Genomic DNA, 17,799 nt, shown 5'->3' on the forward strand with positions numbered 1-17,799 from the left:
CCGAGGACAGCGGCTCGCTGCTCCACCGAGAGAACGGCCACGGCCGGCTCCTTCAGTGCTTGGCGATCATCAGCCGCTCCGGCCCGCGGAACTGGTACTCGCGGCGGTAGCGGAACGGCCCGGCGACCCGCAGGTCCGGGTAGCGCTCGTACAGCACCCGCAGCCCGACCTCGATGTCCAGCCGGGCCAACCACTGCCCGAGGCAGGTGTGGATACCGAAGCCGAAGTCGAGCTGGTGCTGGGCGTCCTTGCGCGTGATGTCGAGGCGGTCTGGGTCGGCGAACCGGGCCGGGTCGTGGTTGGCCGACGCGACCACCAGCCGCACGGTCTCCCCGGCCCGGACCGGGAACCCGGCGATCTCCTGGTCGCCCACCGCGACCCGGTGAACCCCGTGCGCCGACGGGCAGAACCGCAGGAACTCCTCGATCGCGGGGCGCAACAGGGCCGGGTCCTGCCGCAGCAGTGCTTTCTGGTCCGGGCGCTCGTCCAGCGCGATCACGGCGTTGGAGATCATGTCGTTGGCATTGCCGGTGGTGAGCATGACCGCGAACATCGCGACCAGCTCCGCATCGGTCAGCGGGGCCGTGCCCTCGAGGTCCTCGGCCACCAGGTTGCTGACCAGATCGTCACCGGCGCCGACGCCCCGGGCCCGCCGCTGCCGGATCAGCTCCAGGACGTAGGCCTCCAGACGCTGCGTGGCGTCGAACGCAGCGTCGAGGTTGTCGTAGTTGGTGCCCAGGCCACGACGGATCTCCAGGGCCCACAAGCGGAAGGTCGCGATCTCAGCGTCGGGCACCTCGAGCATCGAGCAGACCACGAGGAACGGCAGCCGCCAGGACAGCGTGGACAGATCGAACGGATCGTCACCGGAGGCGTCGATCTCGTCGCACAGGTCGTTGGCGATGGCGGTGGCACGCTCCCGCAGGTTGTCGATCGCCCGCCGGGAGAACGCCTGGCTGACGAACTTCCGCAGCCGCGTGTGGTTGGGCCGGTCGTTCTGGCCGATGTGGTTGACGTCGAGGCGGATCAGGTAGTCGTACTTCTCGACCTCGTCCGGCGCGAGCGACGCCCGGCGCTGCGTGACCCGGCTGCCGGTCCAGCGCTTGTTGGAGAAGCCGTCGGTGTTCCGGAACAGCTCCTTGACGTCGTCGTACCGGGTCACGACGACGACCGGCCCGACCCGCAGGACCGGCGCGTGCTCCCGCAGGTCCGCGTAGAGCGTCCATGGGTCACGCAGGAGCTCCTCATCAAGGCCATAGAACCGCTCTGCCCGCTCCGCCAGCTCCAATGCCGACCTCCATAAGCATCACAACTCTACTTGACCTCCACAGTAGCATTATTGTAGCAAGCAAGGGAAACCACAAGACGAAACGAGGGGACGGTCGCCATGGCGCCACGCTTCAACCGCAACGCCTTGCAGCTCAGGCTGCTGCGTTGGGGCCACGAGTTCGGCGAGCTGCTCTACCCGGTCGCCAAGAAGGCGCTCCCGTACCGCCCGAAGATGTGGTGGATCCCCCGGCTGCCGATCTGGGCGCATCGCCGCCGGACGCCGCACACGCGGCCCTGGACGACGCCGGTTCCCGCCCCGGCCGAGGCCCTGCGCACCGGCCCCGGCATCGAACTGCTCCCTGAGCGCCAGCAGCAGGCGTTCGACGAGGTGCCGCTGCACGACTTCATCCGGCTGCACCCGGAGATGCGCGGACAGAACAGCCCCACCGGGCACATGTGGATCTCACTGCTGTCGACCTCGCCGCGTGTCCAGGGCGCGGCCCGGAAGCGGGCGAGGTCGAACCGTGAACCCGGCGCGACGGCGGCAGCCGAACCGGTCACGCCCGAGGAGCTGACCCGCGCCATGAAGCAGGAAGCGGCCCGGCTCGGGCTCTCGGGCGTCGGCGTCACCGCGTACGACATCAAGTGGAACTACGCCGAGTACCACGGCATGGGCGTCGGCGAGACCATCATCGTCGGAATCATCGAGCAGAACTTCGACTCGACCCAGATGTCGCCGTCGCTGCGGGCCGAGAAGGCCGCCCTCTCGGCCTACGCCGGGCTGGAGGACCGCATGCGCCTGCTGGCCGAGTGGATCCGTGCGCAGGGCTACGCCGCGCGCCCCGAGGGCTTCGTCGGCGAGTCGATGGTGATCCCCTACGCCGTGGCCGCGGGCCTGGGGCAGCTCGGCCTCAACGGCCAGCTGCTGACACCGCACGCGGGCTCGCGCTGCCGGATCCACGTGATGTCGACCAACGCCCCGTTCGTGCACGATCAGCCGGTCGACTACGGCCTGGAGGGCGTCTGCAACGAGTGCCAGATCTGCGTGCGCCGCTGCCCGGCGGGCGCGATCCCGGCCGTTCGCAAGGAGAGCCGCGGCGTCGTCAAGGCCAAGCTGAACACCAAGCGCTGCCTCCCGGTGATGGGCAAGACGGCCGGCTGCTCGGTGTGCATGAAGGTCTGCCCGGTGCAGCGCTTCGGACTGCCGGCCGTTCTGGAGGAGTTCGACCGCAGCGGCAAGATCCTCGGCAAGGACACCGACGACCTCGAAGGCTTCGACTGGCCCCTGGACGGCAAGCACTACGGCCCGGGCGACCGTCCGCGGCTGCCGCTGGAGGTGTTCGAGACGCCGGGCTTCGACTTCGACCCGAACCGCAAGGAGCCGATCGGCTGGGTGAAGCCCGGCGACAAGCCTGACGAGACCGACGGCGACCGCGTCGAGGCGCTGGGGTACTGAGGGCGCCGTCGATCACCGCCTTGCGGGTCAGGAGCCTGACTCCCAGCAAGGCGGTGGTCATCTCCCGCGCCAATTCACAACTGGACGACGCCGCGCAGGTTCAGCCCGGCGTGCATGTCGGCGTAACCCTGGTTGATGTCCTCGAGCGCGTACCGGCGGGTGACCAGCTCGTCGAGGTTGAGCTTCCCGCGGCGGTAGAGCCCGAGCAGGACGCCGATGTCCCGGTGCATGTTGACGCCGCCGTAGACGTTCCCCCGCAGCGTCTGCTGGGAGAGCGTGAAGCCGACAACAGACATCTCGATGGCGTCGGCCGCGCCCGGCGTCACCGCGGTGATGACGCCGCGACCGTCGAGGCCCACAGTGGTCATCATCTGGCCGACCAACGCGCTGCTGCCGACACCGACCGAGAGGATCGCGACGTCGGCGAGGTGTCCGTGGGTGAGCTCCTCGAGCAGTGCCTTCGCCGCAGGAATGTCGGCGACGGCGTGGGTGGCGCCGAAGGTCGCGGCCTGCTCGCGCTTGTAGGGGTTCGGGTCGACGGCCACAACGATGTCGGCGCCGGCCGTCCGCGCGCCCTGCAGCGAGTTCATCCCGACGCCGCCGCACCCGATGACGACGACGTGCTCCCCCGGCCGCACGCCGGCCAGGTGAACGGCGGCACCCCACCCAGTGGTGACCGCGCAGCCCAGGAGGGCGGCGACGTCGAACGAGACGTCCTTGTCGATCGGGACCAGGCTCTCCTGCGGCACCACGGTGTACTGGCTGAACGTGCCGAGTCCGCCCATGGCCGAGATCGGCCGGCCGTCCCGGCTGAACGGGGAGGGATAGGCCTTACCCGCCAACCGGCGGCGGGCGACATAACAGAGCGCTGATCGGCCGCCGGCGCAGTAGCGACAATGGCCGCAGGGGAAGTTGAATGCCAGCACCACATGGTCGCCGGCAGCGACACGGTCCACGCCGGGTCCGAGGGCCTCGACGACGCCGGCGCCTTCGTGCCCGCCGACAATCGGGAGACCGACCGGCGCATCGCCGGTGACGGCGTGGTCGTCGGAGTGGCACAGGCCGGTCGCCGCCAGCCTGATCAGCACCTGACCCGGTCCTGGGTCGGCCAGCTCGACCTCTTCGACCGACCAGGGCGTCCCGACCTCCCACAGCACGGCGGCCTTCGTTCGCACCCGTGATCACCTCCCGGCCGTCGTCTCTGACGGCACCCTCGCTCCTGTGGTGTTCTAGTTGTTGACTTATGGTGCCGTCGGGTACAACTGACGTCAATGGCGACGTGGTCGCCGTCGCATGCGCGGCACGGGCACTACGAGCTGAGGAGATGCAGCATGAGGTTCGCCGTCGACCTGGACCGGTGCGAGAACCACGGCCAGTGCACGTTCGCCGCACCCAACCTGTTCGCCCTCGACGACGAAGGACAGCTCGCCTACCGCGGTGCGGCCTCGGAGGAGTACACCTCGGCCGAGCTCGACGGCGCCGACGAGGGCGCCGTCTCCTCGGCCGTCGACATGTGCCCGATGCAGGCGATCCGGCTGGTCGGCTGAGTGCGCCGGTTCGACGGGCGCGTCGTGCTGGTCACCGGCGCGACGAGCGGGCTCGGTGAGGCCGTGGCCTTGCGGCTGGCGTCGGAAGGGGCGCACCTGGTCCTGACCGGGCGTCGACGCGATCGCTGCGAGGCGGTCGCGGCGGCGGCACGCGAGCACGGGGTCGAGGCGCTCTCCGTCCCCGGGGACCTGGCCGATGCCGCGGTGCCGACGAGGCTGGTGGCGGCGGCCGTGGACCGCTGGGGGCGGCTCGACGGGGCGGTGAACAACGCGGGGGTGAGCCCGTCGCCGCAGCCGTCGTCGGGGTACGACGAGCAGCTGTGGCTCTCGACGATCGAGCTGAACCTCAACGCGGTGTTCCGGTGCCAGCGGGCGGAACTGGCGGTGATGGTGCCGGCCGGGCGGGGCGCCGTCGTGAACGTCGCGTCGTACACGAGCACGACGGTCCAAGCGGCCGGAGTGGCGTCGTACGCGGCGGCCAAGCACGGCGTCCTCGGGCTGACCCGGGCCGCAGCACGGGACCACGCCCGCGACGGCGTCCGGGTCAACGCGGTGGGACCGGGGCACATGCGCACGGCGATGATCGACCGCCTCCTGGACGAGCCCGACAAGCAGGCGCGTCTGCTGGCCCGGATCCCGATGGGGCGGGTGGCCGAGCCGGCCGAGGTGGCCGGCGTCGTCGCGTTCCTGCTGTCGGACGACGCGTCGTTCGTGACCGGCCAGATCCTGGTGGCCGATGGTGGGCTCTCGATCTGAGCGGCGAGCGGGCTCTTCGGCCACGTGAGTGCCGTCCCACGCCATGCCCCGGATGGGACCACAGGTGCGGGTCCCATCCGGGGCAGCCGGGCGAACCGGACGCGGCGCCGGATCAGGCCGCACCCTCGCCGATGTACTTCTCGAACATGTTGCCCTGCAGCAGGCCGGCGGCGGCGCCGTCGTAGGCGATCTCGCCGCGCCGCAGGACGTAGGCGTGGTCGGCGATGGCCAGTGTGCGCAGGGCGTACTGGTCGACCAGCAGGAGGGCGACGTCCTTCTCACGCAGCGTCTTGAGGAAGTCGAAGACCACGTCCACAATGATCGGCGCGAGGCCCAACGACGGCTCGTCGACGAGCACGAGCTTGGGATTGGCGACGTACGCCGCCGACAGCGCGAGCATCTGCTGCTCGCCGCCGGAGAGGGTGCCCGCCTTCTGCGTCAGGCGCTCTCCCAGCCGGGGGAAGACCGAGGCGGCGATCTCGATCGTCTCCTTGGGGCTTGAGGAGGTGGCCTGCATCAGCAGGTTCTCGCGCACCGTCAGGTTCCGGTAGACGCCGCGTCCCTCGGGGATGTGGCACATGCCGCCCTTGGCCCGGCGGGCGGCGGAATACTTCGTGACGTCCACCCCGTCGACGAGCACCTGGCCGCCGGTGGGTCGCATCAGCCCGGAGGCCACCCGCAGCGACGTGGTCTTGCCGGCGCCGTTGGGGCCGATCAGCGCGGTCACCGAGCCGGGGACCACGCTCAGCGAGACGTCCCTGAGCACGATCGTGGTGCCGTAGCTGGCGTTGACGTTGCGCAGCTCCAGTGCCGGGGCCTGCGATCTGGCCGCGGCGGCGCCGTTCGCCCCGGCCCGGGTGAGCTGGTCGGTCATCGGACCGCCTCCTCGATCTGGTCGATCAGGTCGTCCCGGTTCTCGGTCTCCGAGCCGAGATAGGCCGCCTGCACGATGGGATTGGTCCGGACCTCCTCCGGGGTGCCGCGGAACAGCAGCTTGCCGAAGTCCAGGACATAGATGTCGGTGCAGATCCGCAGTACCAGGGCCATGTCGTGCTCGACCAGGAGGATGCCGCAGCCGCGGGTCTGGACCACCCGGGTCAGCGTCTCCCCGAACTTCGCCGTCTCCACCGGGTCGAGGCCGGAGGACGGCTCGTCCAGCAGCAGCGTGTCGAACGGGCCGCTCAGGCAACGGGCCAGCTCGACCAGACGCCGCTGGCCGGTCGAGAGCTGCCCCGCGTTCACGTTCCGGAGATCGCTGATGCCGCACAGCTCCATGGCGTACTCGGCCGCCTCGAGCGTCGCCCGGCGCTCCGACCGGGTGGCCAGGATCTGGCCGCGCAGGTTGGAGCCGGCCAGGCCGGACTCCACCCCGAGGGCGACGTTCTGGCCCACCGTGAGCGAATCGGCCAGCTGCATCAACTGGAACGTCCGCCCCAGACCGCGACGGCCACGCGCCGCGGCGTTGAGACCGGTGACGTCCTGGCCCTGCAGCAGCACCGACCCGGTGGCCGGGGTGAGCAGGCCGCTGGCCGCGTTGAACAGGGTCGTCTTTCCGGCGCCGTTGGGGCCGATGAGACCGGTGATCTGGCCGACCGGGGCCCTCATGCTGACCTGGTCCACGGCGGTGCGGCCGCCGTAGCGGACGGTCAGATCGCGGATCTCCAGGCCACTGGCGTTCGACGGCATCGTCCAGGGGTCGGACTCGACCGCCACCAGCGGACCGGTGTCCCGCTTCCGGCCGAACCGCCGGTCGATCCAGTCGCGGGCCTTCTGCGGCAGCGTGTCGGCACCGCCCTGGGTGGCGATGAGGATGGCGAAGAAGCCGAACACCACGTTCAGCCACGGCTGGGCGTTGGGGCTGTGCCAGAACGCCGGGATCAGGGCGGCGATCACGGCCACCACTGCGTACCAGGGTTCCCGGAACGGCATCAGCGCGAGCGTCGCCACCAGCACCAGTGAGTAGTAGGCCGCGTAGTACGGGTCCCCCAGCACGACGTAGTTCACCGTGCTGCCGTAGAGGATCCCGCCGACGCCGGCGAAGTACCCGGCGATGCAGAACACGATCAGCTTGAGCAGGTTCGTGTTCAGGCCCAGGATGCGAACCGCGAGCGGCGCCTCGGACAGGCCCCGCAGCGTACGGCCCAGCCGACTCGTGTGGATCGCCACCATCAGCAGGGCGGCGACCACGAAGAAGGCCAGCACGACGTAGTACCAGCGCTCGTCGGAGTCCATGCCGCCCGGGCGCGGCATCGGGCGGCCGGTGCCGGTGGTACCGAAGAACCACTCCTTCTGGTAGACCCAGCCCTCCATCGAGAGACCGAAGCCCAGCGTGGCCAGGGCCAGGAACAGGCCCTGCAGCCGGATCGCCGGGAGCGCCAGGACTGCCGCCACCGGCACCACGATCAGCGCCGAGAGCAGAACGCCGACCAGCCAGGGCAGGCCCCAGGCCTCGGCGACCTGGGCGAAGGTGACGGCGCCGATCGCGGCGAACACCGCCTGGCACAGGGAGACCATGCCGGCCGTGCGCACCAGCAGGCCGAGCGAGAACAGCACGATGGCCTGGGTCAGGCCGACAGTCAGGTACGTCAGCTGGTCGGTGAACAGTGTCGGCACGACCAGCAGGAACACCACGACCAGGCCGGCGGCGACCAGTCGCGTGCTGGTCGGCCCGTGGTAGGGGATCTTCGGTGGCTGCTCGGAGCGCGGCGGCAGGTCGAGCTTGCGCTTGGGGATGACCATCAGCGCGACCAGCAGCAGGATGAACGGCAGCGCGGTGTTCAGACCGCCCAGCGCGGGCACGTCGATGGAGAACTTGGTGATGACGTTGGAGACCACGCCGACCGCCAGCGCACCGACGTAGGTCAGCGGAATGTTCGAGAAGGCGCCGACTGCCGCGGCGCCGAACGCCTGGACCACCAGGAAGGTCATGGTCACCGAGTCGATGCCCATGGTCGGGGCGATCAGGACGCCGGACAACGCCGCGAACGAGGCGCCGATGCTCCAGGAGAGCCGCTGCACCGCCTGCGGGCTGGTGCCGTGCAGGGCGACCAGGTCGGGGTCGTTGACCACGGCCCGCATCGCCAGGCCGGTCCGGCTGACCCGGAAGAAGTAGTAGAGCAACGCCACGGCGACCAGCGAGATCGCCACGATGGTGAGCTGGCCGTACGTGATGTTGACGCCGCCGACGCGGACGATCACGGCCGCCTTGGGCAGGAACGGCGGTGGCCGCAGGGCGTTGAAGCCGTACTTGACGGTGGCCAGCCCCTGGACCACGAGCACGATGCCGACCGTGGCGACGACCTTGAGTGCCGGCCGCTGGTTGCTCAGCTTGAGGCTCACCTCGGACATCACCAGGCCGAACAGCGGCCCGAACACGAAGACGGCGATGAATCCGGCCAGCCACCAGCTGAGCTCGTGGTCGATGTGAAGCCAGTAGAAGACAAACGCGGCAGCGGCAGCGATTGCCCCGTGGCCGATGTTGAAGATGCCGGACGTCTTGTAGGTCAGGACCAGGCCGGTGCCGGCCAGGCCCAGGACCGAGCCGGTCACCAGACCGGCGACGATGAAGGGCAAGAAGGTGTCCACGGCTACCTCGGGTCAGGCGACGCATCGTCGCGGGCCGGACGGCTGACGGCTCTAGTAATGTCCTAGCCAAGAATTAGCCGTCTTCTAATTATTCTGCAATCATGCTTGGACCCGGGCGTGACGTCAACCACTCCGGCGCGGTTTCAGCGCCGGGTTCTTGCGGAAGTCCCAGCTCACCAGCCGGGCGGGGCGCATCCGGAGCCAGGCGTGCCGGCCGTCGGCCACAAAGTCGGGCGTGCCGGAGTACTTCTCCGCGTAACGACGCTCGACACCGGCGAGCTCCGGTCGCGGCTCGGACGTCCGGGGCACCTCCGAGGCCACCTCCACCGCACCGGACAGCTCGACGCCGCGCAGCTCGTCGAACTCCTCCCCGGCGTCGACGACCACGGAGACTCGAGGGTCCCGCTGCAGGTCGGCCCACCGCTGGCTGCGCAAGACGGAGTTCAGCCACAGGGCTGAGCCGTCCCAGACGAACCAGAGCGGCACCACGTGGGGGTGCCCGCCGGCGCTGATCGTGGCCACCCGGCAGACCCGCTCGGCGGCCAGGAAGGCGTCCACCTCGTCGGGCGTCATCGCGATCGACCGGCCGCGTCGCTGCTGCCTCACCCGAGTACCGTCCTGCGGACGTCGTCGTCGGGGACCCAGCGCGGGGCTCGGCGCTGGACGAAGGCGGCGTTGCCCTCGGTGCGGTCGTCCGAGCTCAGCAGTGTGGTCATCGCGGTGCGCGTGGCCGCCCAGCCGGCCTCGTCGCCGGCGGCCGCCACCGCGTGCAGCCCCGTGAACAACTCGGCCACCGCCTCGGGCGCGCCGACACATGTGGCCAGGGCCAGGTCCAGCGCCACAGCGAGCACGTCCTTCGTCTCGGTCAGCCGGTTCGCCAGCCCGAGCTGGTAGGCCCGCTCCGCCTCGAGTCTTCCGGCGGTGAGCATCAGCTCGACGGCGACGTTGCGCGGCAGCCGGTCCGGCGCCCGGAACAGGCCCCCGGCCGCGGGCACGCGTCCGCGCGTGGTCTCGGGCAGCGCAAACCAGGCGTCGCGGGCGGCCACCACCAGGTCGGCCGCGAGCACCAGCTCGAACCCGCCGCCCAGCGCCGGCCCGCCGACCGCGGCCACGAGCGGCTTGCGCCGCCGGCGGCGGATCACGCCGTACATCCCGCCCCGTTCGGTGTGCGGCCCGGCACCGGTCCGCAGGTCGGTGCCGGCGCAGAAGAACGGCCCCTCGGCCGCGAGCACTGCGACCCGCAGCGCGGGGTCGTCGTCGAGCCGGTCGAACGCGACATCGAGGGCGAGGGTCATCTCGGCGTTCATCGCGTTGCGCTTCTCCGGGCGGTCCAGCGTGACCAGCAGGACCGGGCCTCGCGTCTCGATCCGCACGAAGTCACTCACCGAACACCTCGCTCCCAAGCCACCTGTCCGGGCTGCGCGTCGAGGACCAGCATCGCGTCAGAAGTCCCGGCCGGCCCAAGCCTCGCGGGCCTCCGCCCACGGATCGCTCACCGTCGCGCTCGGCGCCCCGAAGCGGCGGACCGTCCCGGCCACGCCGTGGACCGGCCACCCCGGGTCGCCGTCGCGGACGAACGCCACCCAGGCGGCGTGCACCTCGTCGGCCACGGCCTGCGGGGCGTCGGTCCCACGCAGCTCGACGCCCCAGGGATCGTCGAGGGTGTCGAAGACGAACGGGACCTCGAGGGTGTGGCAGGCGCCGACCCGACCGTCGTACGTCGAGGGCCGCCAGGCGAACTGGTAGGCGTACGTGCCCGACCGGCGCGCGGCGGCGAGCCGCTCGGTGGGGGCGACGCAGAACCAGTCGGACTGGATGGCGACGAACAGCTCGGCCGGGCCGGCGTCCGGCCGCCGGGCACGGTAGGTCGCGATCATCGCGTCAGGGTCGGGGCAGATCCGCGAGGTGGTGGCCCGCAGGGCGTCCTCGGTCAGCTTGTCCCACATCCCGGTGGGGGCGACGAAGAGGCCGTACTCCTCGGCGTTGGCGCCGATCAGCAGGTCGACGTCGGCACACGCGCCGGCGGCGATGGCCGCGAACGGGTGCTCAGGGAGGATGTCGCCGTCGACCACCGGCTGGAACGTCAGTCGCGTGAAGCCGGCGAACCGCGGGTCCTGGCCGGAGGTCAACTGGTTCATCACGGCGTTGCTCGCCTCGTGCAGCCGGTCTTCCGGCACCGCGGCGATCGCCTCGGCCGTCGGCTCGGTCCCCAGCTCGCTGGCCAGCTCGGCCGCCACCAGCCGCGCCCGCTCGACGGTGTGGACGTGGTGGGCGGTGCCGCTCTGCGAGATCGCCCGGCGGAACAGCCCCTGGGCCCGCGGCACGGCCAGCAGCGTGCAGACGGCCATCGCGCCCGCCGACTCCCCGGAGATCGTCACCCGGGCCGGGTCGCCCCCGAAGGCCGCGATCTCGGCCTGGACCCACTGCAGGGCAGCGACGACGTCGAGCAGACCCCGGTTGGCGACGGCGTCCGGGAAGAACCCGAAACCCTCGGCGGCCAGGCGGTAGTTGATCGTCACCGCGACGACGCCGTCCCGGGCGAACGCCGTGCCGTCGAAGGCGGTGGTCGAGCCGGCTCCGGTGGCGAATCCACCGCCGTGCACGAAGACCAGGACAGGCGCCCGGCCCGCGACGTCGGGGGTCCAGACGTTCAGGTTCAGGCCGTTGGGCCCGGGACGTCTCGGGTCCGGCAGGAGGGCGTCCATCACAGCCGATCGCTGCGGCGGGGTGGAGACCGTGGCGCCGTACTGCGTCGCGTCGGCGACGCCGTCGTGCGGCTCCGGCGGGCGGGGCGCCGCGAACCGTGCCTCGCCGATGGGGGCGGCCGCGTACGGGATCCCCTTGAAGGACCAGCCGCTGCTCGTCGGTGCGCCACGGAAGGTGCCCTGCCGGGTGGTCACATCCACTACTGCACTCCTCAACGAACTTCAACTTGTGTTGTTATTATGCACCACCATCGCAGACGCGCGGAAGGTCGTGCCCCATGCCCTTGGACGAGGTAACCCGGACCCTGACCGCGCCCGGCGGAGCGTTCCCGCTGGCTCAGCTCGAGTGCCGCGAGCTGCGCTGGAGCGTCCGCACCAGCTTCTTCCAGTACCTCGCCGGGCTGCGGGACGGTCGCGCCTCGGTCTCCGGCGGCGCGACCCTCACTGCGGACGACCCACAGCTCGTGGTCTACCCGGCCGACCCCGACCGAAGCGACGACGGCGTACTGGCCTTCCGCGGCGACCTCCGGCTGGGCGGCCACGGCGGCCTGCTGTTCGTCCGCCTGGCGAACCCGCGTATCAGGCTCGGGACCCCTGCCGTCCTCTCGGTCGACGATCCGCTGACGGAGGACGGCGGCGGTCCACGGCTTGACCTGGTCACGCTGCGGTTGGCCGCCGACGACGAGGGCGGCTGGTCCGGCACCGACGTGAAGCTCACCGAGGCCGGCGTCGGGCTGTTCAACCACGTCTACGCCGCGGGCGACGCGTTCGATCCCCTGACCGTGCGCTGACGGCAGCGATGATCGCTGGCGTCCGGGCCCGCGGTCGTCGCCCGTCTCAGGCCTTGCGCTCCGGCTCGGGCGAGCTGACGTTGAACAGCACGTGGTTACCTCCGTCGACGACGATCGACTCGCCGGTGACGTGCCCGGACAGCGGCGAGAGCAGGAACAGCAGCACACCGGCGATGTCCGACGGGTAGGCCAGCTTGCCCAGCGGCGTCTTGTCGATGTTCGCCTGCACGAGCTCAGGGGTCCAGCGCGGGTTGGCCTGCTGGCGCGGCGTCCGGATGGTGCCCGGCGCCACCGCGTTGACCCGGACCCCGAGCGGACCCAGCTCCACCGCTGACGTCCGCACCAAGGACATGAGTGCCGCCTTCATCGCCCCGTACGCGGCCAGCTTGGGCGAGCTGCCCAACCCGGCCACCGACGCGACGAAGGCCATCGAGCCTCCGGTGCCGGTGCGCTCCCAGAACTTCGCGGCATAGCTGATCGCCAGGTACGCGTGCTTGAGCACGATGTCGACGTGGAACAGCCAGTCGTCGTCGGACAGGTCCTGGACCTGCTTGTAGATCGACAGGCCGACGATGTCGACGACGCCGTCGAGGCGCCCGCACCGCTCGTCCACGAAGTCGAACAGGGCCGCCATCGAGTCACGGTCGGTAATGTCGCCCGTCCAGGCAATGCCGCCGACCTCGGCCGCCACCTTCTCGGCCCGCTCCTGGTCACGGTCGACGCACACCACCGTGGCACCGAAGGCGCACAGCGCGTGCGCCGTCTGCCGCCCGATGCCGAAGCCGGCACCCAGGACGACGTGCACCTGGCCGTCGAGCCGCATCAGGCTCGCGTAGTCGGGCGTCCAGTCGGCGTCCCGATCGGTCCACGACGCTGTCATCGGGCCGCCTCCGCCGCCAGCGGGTCCTGGTCCGGCTTGGCCGATGCGGCCCCCTTGCGCCAGTCCACGGCCCCGTCCTCGATCGTCGCGTGCGCCACCCGCCCGCCGTGGATCTCGGCCCAGTGCGCGTGGTTGATCTGGTGCAGGCTGAAGCAGGCCTGGAGCGAGTTGTAGAAGCCCATGTTGTCCTGGGTCTGGTTGACCGCCTCCTTGATCATCAAGGCGGTCATGGTCGGCCTCTTGGCGATCTCGCGGGCGTACTCCAGGGTCCGCTCGACCAGCTCGCCGGCCGGGAAGATCTGGCTGACCATGCCGATCCGATGGGCCTCGTCGATGCTGACGCTCCCGCCGGTGAGCATCAGCTCCTTGGTTCGCCGCAGGCCGAACTCCCACGGGTGGGCGAAGTACTCGACACCGCACATGCCCAGCCGCGTGCCGACGGGGTCGGAGAACGTCGTGCCCTCGGCACCGACGATCAGGTCGCAGGACCACGCGAAGGTCAAGCCGGCCGCGTGGACAGGCCCTTGCACCGAGCAGACGGTGATCTTGCGCAGGTTCCGCCACCGGAGCGAGTTCTGGTAGTAGTAGTGCCACTCCTGGACCATGCGCTTCTCGGCGCTGACCTTGGTGGCCCCGTTGAGCTGGAACGTCGGGTGCTGCTGCGGTCCCTCGGCCCGCTCCACCGCCCGCTCCGGCGTGCCCATGTCGTGGCCGGAGGAGAATGTCATGCCGTTGCCGGCGAGGATCACCACGCGCACCGTGTCGTCCGCCTCCGCCCGGAGCATCGCCTCGTCCAGCTCGACGAGCAGGCTGCGGCTCTGGGCGTTGCGGTAGCGCGGCCGGTTCAGCGTGATCCGGGCGATGGTCCCCTCGTCGAGCAGTTCGTAGGTGATGAACCGGTAGTCCGGCATAGTGGTCCCTCCTGGGGGGTCGGTCACTTGACAGCGATCGGGTTGAGCGGCGATCCGACCGCCCCCGTCACGGTGAGCGGCTGTGCGCTCAGGAAGAACTCGTAGACGCCGTCGGCAGCACAGTCCGCGGCCAGTTCCTCGAGGTCCCAGATCTCCCCGATCAGCACACCGGCGTTGACCAGGAAGATCACGTGCAGGGCGAACTTGGCCTCGGGCAGGGACTCGCTCGGCACGCTCTCCAGTCCCCAGGTGTCACCCGCGACCGCGGCGATCTCCCGCGGCAGCAGGTAGTCGGCGCTGCTGACACCGAGGCCGGGCGCGGGACCGGCGGCGTAGTCGCCCCAGTGCTCCTGCCCCTCGGCCCTGCGCCGGCGCATGTGGCCGGTGCGGATCAGGACGATGTCGCCCGGGCCGATCTCGACGCCCTGGGCCTTCGCGCACGCCTCGAGGTCGACGTCCTGGATGGCGTCGCCGGGCTCCAGCCAGTCGACGGCGTAGAACCGTGGGAAGTCGAGCAGGACACCGCGGCCGACCACCCGGTCGGCCACCTGGGAGATGCTGTTGTGGACCGCGCCCTGGCTGGTCACGCTCTCGGGACCGTGCCCGTTGTAGGTGACGCCGTCGTAGAAGACGTGACAGAAGGCGTCCCACTGGGTGGCGCACTGCAACGGCATGTAGATGCCGTCGTCGGTGGACTGCATGCCGTGCCGGGCGTTCTCCCAGTCGGCCAGCAGGTCACCCCCGTGCTTGTACATCTGGTGCTGAGGGTTCACGCGTGCTGTCCGGGAGGGCATGGGTCCGTTGCGGTCGAGCGGGATGGCCAGGGAGAACGTCCTGCCCGTGCGCACCAGCGCGGCCGCCGCAGCCACCCGTTCGGCAGTAATGTGGTTGAGCGCGCCGGCCTCGTCGCCGGCCCCCCACCTGCCCCAGGTGCGGTAGTGCAGCGCAAGCGCGTCGAGCTCGGCCTTGGTGTACCGGCGACGGGGTGAGACGGTGCGACGGGTGCTGATCGGAACGCTCCTCGGTGCGCAGGGCCTGCTGCGGCAGTGGATCGGGTCGGCCCGCCCGGCCCGTCTCGTCGGTGGGCCGGGCGGGCCGGGTTCAGACGGGGTTCAGGCGGGGAAGCCGTACGTCTTGAGGTTCGCGAACATGTCGATGCCGGTGCGGCCGCCCAGCTCGCGACCGACGCCGGAGCGCTTGGTGCCGCCGAACGGCGCCTCGGTCGGCGAGCCCAGGAAGGTGTTCACCCCGACGCCGCCGGTGTCGAGCCGGCCGGCCACCGCCAGCGCTTCCTCGGCCTCACCGAAGACAGCACCGCCGAGGCCGTAGGGGCTGTCGTTGGCGAGCCGCACCGCGGCCTCGGTGTCCGCCACCCGGTAGACCACGCCGAGCGGGCCGAACGCCTCCTCCCGGTAGAGCCGCATCTCCGGGGTGACGCCGGTGATCACCGCGGGCTTGAAGAACGACCCCGGCCCGTCGATCCTGCCGCCCTCCAGCAGTACCGTGGCGCCCTTGGCAACGGCGTCGTCGAGCTGCTCCTGCAGCAGGTCGGCCGCGGCCTGGCTGGACATCGGGCCGACGGTCACCGTCTCGTCGAACGGGTCGCCCACCACCTGAGCAGCGAACGCGGCGACGTACTGCTCGGTGAAGGCGTCGGCGACGCCCTCGGTGGCGATGACCCGCTTGGGCAGCGCGCACGCCTGCCCACCCAGCACGAGACGGCAGGTGGCGGCGGTGCCGGCGGCGAGGTCGACGTCAGCCGAGTCCAGCACGATGAAGGCGTCGGAGCCGCCCAGCTCCAGGACCACCGGCTTGATGTGCCGGCTGGCCTGCTCGCCGACGGCCGAGCCCGCACGGTCGGAGCCGGTCAGCGTCACGGCCCGGACACGGTCGTCGGCGATCAGCGTCGAAACCTGGTCGGTCGAGACCAGGATGGTCTGGTAGCAGCCCTCGGGGAAGCCGGCCTCGCGGAAGATCTCGTCGAACATCAGCGTCGAGCCGGGGCAGATCTCGGCCGGCTTCACCATCACGGTGTTGCCGAGGATCAGGTTGGGGGCAGTGGCCCGCATCGCCTGGTAGAGCGGCGCGTTCCACGGCTCGATCCCGAGGACGACGCCGACCGGCTCGCGGCGCAGCACCAGCTTCGAGAAGCCGGCCGACTCGATCACCTCGTCGGCGAGCTGGGCCTCGCCGTGCTCGGCGTAGTAGCGGAACATGCTCACCGCACCGGCCCCCTCGCCCAGGGAGTACGGGAGGATCTTGCCCATCTCCAGCGTGGCCTGCCGGGCCAGCTCCGGGAGCCTGGCCTCGATCAGGTCGGCCACCTTGACGAACAGCGCGACGCGCTCGGCGATCGGCACCTCGCGCCAGGTCAGATAGGCCTGGTGGGCCAGGGCCAGCTTGGCCTCCAGCTCATCGCCGCTCAGGAACGGGTACTCGCGCAGCGTCTCACCGGTGGCGGGGTTGTGCGTCCGGTACGTACGGGTCGTGGGGATCGTTGCGGTCACCGGAGTCCTCCTGGCGGGCACGTCGCTGTGATGGTCGAAGGCAGCTCTATTCGAAGCAAACCATAATGCAGCCTTGCTCTTGCGGCCAGACCATGATGGTTACAGGATAAGTAGAACCACAGTTGTGTGCGTCCGACCCGCCATCGAGGTGCCGCATGGAGATCGACCTGCTCGACCCCGCCCACTACGTCGTGGGACAGCCCTACGAGCTCTACAAATGGCTGCGTGAGAACGACCCGGTGCACTGGCACGCGGAGCACGACGGCGGCCCCGGCTTCTACGCCCTCACCCGGTACGCGGACGTCAAGGCGTTGGAGACGGACTCGGACACCTATGGCAACGCCCCGACCACGCTGATCAGCGACACGGCCGTGCAGGGGGACGCGACCCACCAGCACCTGATCTTCTCCGACCCGCCGCACCACACCCCGCACCGCAAGCTGCTCAGCCCAGAGCTCGGCGTGATGGCGGTCCGGTCCCAGCAGGACGTGCTGGAAGGGCTGGTCAACGACATCATCGACCGCGTCATCGAGAAGGGGGAGTGCAACTTCGTCGACGACATCGCGGGCCGGATGGCCAGCTTCGTCATGGCGGACCTGATCGGCCTCCCGCGCGAGCAGTCGCTGGTGATGTTCGACGCCGCGGCCACCCTGGCCCGGGGCACCGATCCGTCCTACGGCATCGGTGCCGAGGCCATCTCGACGCTCTACTCCTGGGCCAGCGACGCCTACCGGGAGCGGATGGCTGAGCCCCGCGAGGACATGCTGACCAAGATCGCCCACGCGGAGGTCCTGGACATCCCGTTCGACGAGCACCAGTTCCAGCTGGACTTCCAGCTGCTGGTCTCGGCCGGCAGCGACACCTCGCGCAACGTGCTCGCCACCGGCATGAACCGACTGTTCCAGCACCCCGAGGCGCACCGCGCGCTCGTCGAGGACCCGTCGCTGGTGCCGCAGGCGGTGGAGGAGATGCTGCGGTTCGACCCGCCCATCGTGTTCCAGCGCCGCACCGCCACGCGCGACGCCGAGTTCGCCGGTGTCGCCGTGACCAAGGGGACCAAGCTGGTCAGCTACTACGGCGCGGCCAACCGGGACCCGGAGATGTTCGCCGACCCGGACACCTTCGACATCCACCGTTCTCCCAACCCGCACCTCGCGTTCGGCGCCGGGCGGCACTTCTGCCTCGGCTCGTACCTGGCCCGGGCCGAACTGGTGACCATGTTCACGGCGCTGGTCACGCGGCTGCCCGACCTGCGCCCGGCCGGCGAGGTGGCGTGGCACCAGCACCCGCAGACCCCCTCGGTGGTGGGGCCGTTCGAGATCCCGGTCCGTTTCACCCCGGGCGAGCGGGTCGGGGACACCGACCTCGCCTGAACCCAGCATATGATTCTCA

16 protein-coding genes are annotated in these 17,799 nt (G+C 70.5%); 5 read left to right on the forward strand and 11 right to left on the reverse strand.

The genetic code is table 11. The annotated features are described in order from the left end of the window. Positions 1–52: 52 nt before the first annotated feature. The gene (locus ABZS66_RS00495) at positions 53–1,288 is read right to left on the reverse strand and encodes a cytochrome P450 (RefSeq protein ID WP_354753721.1); all 1,236 of its coding nucleotides are present in this window, start codon (positions 1,286–1,288) and stop codon (positions 53–55) included. Positions 1,289–1,387: 99 nt separating this feature from the next. On the opposite strand from ABZS66_RS00495, the gene ABZS66_RS00500 reads away from it, so the two are divergent. Then, complete coding sequence (locus ABZS66_RS00500; RefSeq protein ID WP_354753723.1) at positions 1,388–2,725, forward strand: hypothetical protein; 1,338 nt, start codon at positions 1,388–1,390, stop codon at positions 2,723–2,725. Between the two features lie 74 nt (positions 2,726–2,799). Here ABZS66_RS00500 and ABZS66_RS00505 read toward each other — a convergent pair whose 3' ends face one another. Then, entirely contained in the window at positions 2,800–3,900 is a 1,101-nt protein-coding gene (locus ABZS66_RS00505; RefSeq protein ID WP_354753724.1) for an NDMA-dependent alcohol dehydrogenase, read from the reverse strand. A gap of 156 nt (positions 3,901–4,056) precedes the next feature. On the opposite strand from ABZS66_RS00505, the gene ABZS66_RS00510 reads away from it, so the two are divergent. Beyond that, complete coding sequence (locus ABZS66_RS00510) at positions 4,057–4,272, forward strand: ferredoxin (RefSeq protein WP_238005711.1); 216 nt, start codon at positions 4,057–4,059, stop codon at positions 4,270–4,272. Next, a complete protein-coding gene (locus tag ABZS66_RS00515; protein ID WP_354753726.1) occupies positions 4,273–5,028 on the forward strand; it encodes an SDR family NAD(P)-dependent oxidoreductase in 756 nt (251 codons plus the stop codon). 112 nt (positions 5,029–5,140) lie between these two features. Here the strand turns inward: ABZS66_RS00515 and ABZS66_RS00520 are convergent, their stop codons facing one another. The 5 genes from ABZS66_RS00520 to ABZS66_RS00540 form a co-directional block, all read right to left on the reverse strand. Continuing rightward, entirely contained in the window at positions 5,141–5,902 is a 762-nt protein-coding gene (locus ABZS66_RS00520) for an ABC transporter ATP-binding protein (protein ID WP_354753728.1), read from the reverse strand. Then, positions 5,899–8,613: a branched-chain amino acid ABC transporter permease/ATP-binding protein gene (locus ABZS66_RS00525; protein ID WP_354753730.1), complete on the reverse strand. Its 2,715-nt coding sequence runs from the start codon at positions 8,611–8,613 to the stop codon at positions 5,899–5,901. The genes ABZS66_RS00520 and ABZS66_RS00525 overlap by 4 nt, the downstream gene beginning before the upstream one ends. Before the next feature lie 123 nt (positions 8,614–8,736). After that, the gene (locus ABZS66_RS00530; RefSeq protein ID WP_354753732.1) at positions 8,737–9,219 is read right to left on the reverse strand and encodes a pyridoxamine 5'-phosphate oxidase family protein; all 483 of its coding nucleotides are present in this window, start codon (positions 9,217–9,219) and stop codon (positions 8,737–8,739) included. Beyond that, on the reverse strand, positions 9,216–9,998 hold the full coding sequence (locus tag ABZS66_RS00535) for an enoyl-CoA hydratase-related protein (protein WP_354753734.1): 783 nt from the start codon (positions 9,996–9,998) through the stop codon (positions 9,216–9,218). The genes ABZS66_RS00530 and ABZS66_RS00535 overlap by 4 nt, the downstream gene beginning before the upstream one ends. A 57-nt stretch (positions 9,999–10,055) precedes the next feature. Continuing rightward, entirely contained in the window at positions 10,056–11,513 is a 1,458-nt protein-coding gene (locus ABZS66_RS00540) for a carboxylesterase family protein (RefSeq protein WP_354753735.1), read from the reverse strand. Positions 11,514–11,596: 83 nt separating this feature from the next. On the opposite strand from ABZS66_RS00540, the gene ABZS66_RS00545 reads away from it, so the two are divergent. After that, positions 11,597–12,109: an HtaA domain-containing protein gene (locus ABZS66_RS00545; RefSeq protein WP_354753737.1), complete on the forward strand. Its 513-nt coding sequence runs from the start codon at positions 11,597–11,599 to the stop codon at positions 12,107–12,109. Positions 12,110–12,155: 46 nt separating this feature from the next. Here the strand turns inward: ABZS66_RS00545 and ABZS66_RS00550 are convergent, their stop codons facing one another. The 4 genes from ABZS66_RS00550 to ABZS66_RS00565 all read right to left on the reverse strand — a co-directional run bounded on the left by ABZS66_RS00550 (position 12,156) and on the right by ABZS66_RS00565 (position 16,407). Further along, positions 12,156–12,989 (reverse strand): SDR family oxidoreductase, encoded by an 834-nt coding sequence (locus tag ABZS66_RS00550; RefSeq protein ID WP_238005719.1) that lies wholly within the window; start codon positions 12,987–12,989, stop codon positions 12,156–12,158. After that, positions 12,986–13,900 carry an enoyl-CoA hydratase gene (locus ABZS66_RS00555; protein ID WP_354753740.1) on the reverse strand — a complete coding sequence of 305 codons (915 nt, stop codon included), beginning with the start codon at positions 13,898–13,900 and terminating at the stop codon, positions 12,986–12,988. The genes ABZS66_RS00550 and ABZS66_RS00555 overlap by 4 nt, the downstream gene beginning before the upstream one ends. A gap of 23 nt (positions 13,901–13,923) precedes the next feature. Further along, positions 13,924–14,769: a cyclase family protein gene (locus tag ABZS66_RS00560; RefSeq protein ID WP_354753742.1), complete on the reverse strand. Its 846-nt coding sequence runs from the start codon at positions 14,767–14,769 to the stop codon at positions 13,924–13,926. A gap of 243 nt (positions 14,770–15,012) precedes the next feature. Beyond that, the gene (locus tag ABZS66_RS00565; protein WP_354753743.1) at positions 15,013–16,407 is read right to left on the reverse strand and encodes an aldehyde dehydrogenase family protein; all 1,395 of its coding nucleotides are present in this window, start codon (positions 16,405–16,407) and stop codon (positions 15,013–15,015) included. Between the two features lie 155 nt (positions 16,408–16,562). Here ABZS66_RS00565 and ABZS66_RS00570 point away from each other — a divergent pair, with 155 nt between their 5' ends. After that, positions 16,563–17,780 (forward strand): cytochrome P450, encoded by a 1,218-nt coding sequence (locus ABZS66_RS00570; protein WP_354753745.1) that lies wholly within the window; start codon positions 16,563–16,565, stop codon positions 17,778–17,780. Positions 17,781–17,799 lie beyond the last annotated feature (19 nt).

It is taken from the genome of Dactylosporangium sp. NPDC005572, assembly GCF_040605515.1.
Taxonomy (GTDB): domain Bacteria; phylum Actinomycetota; class Actinomycetes; order Mycobacteriales; family Micromonosporaceae; genus Dactylosporangium.

Excerpts from the sequence above, each read along its gene's own strand:
- ABZS66_RS00500 (WP_354753723.1), top strand. The coding sequence starts at position 1,388 with ATGGCGCCACGCTTCAACCGCAACGCCTTGCAGCTCAGGCTGCTGCGT.
- ABZS66_RS00510 (WP_238005711.1), top strand. The coding sequence starts at position 4,057 with ATGAGGTTCGCCGTCGACCTGGACCGGTGCGAGAACCACGGCCAGTGC.
- ABZS66_RS00520 (WP_354753728.1), bottom strand. The coding sequence starts at position 5,902 with ATGACCGACCAGCTCACCCGGGCCGGGGCGAACGGCGCCGCCGCGGCC.
- ABZS66_RS00545 (WP_354753737.1), top strand. The coding sequence starts at position 11,597 with ATGCCCTTGGACGAGGTAACCCGGACCCTGACCGCGCCCGGCGGAGCG.
- ABZS66_RS00550 (WP_238005719.1), bottom strand. The coding sequence starts at position 12,989 with ATGACAGCGTCGTGGACCGATCGGGACGCCGACTGGACGCCCGACTAC.
- ABZS66_RS00555 (WP_354753740.1), bottom strand. The coding sequence starts at position 13,900 with ATGCCGGACTACCGGTTCATCACCTACGAACTGCTCGACGAGGGGACC.
- ABZS66_RS00570 (WP_354753745.1), top strand. The coding sequence starts at position 16,563 with ATGGAGATCGACCTGCTCGACCCCGCCCACTACGTCGTGGGACAGCCC.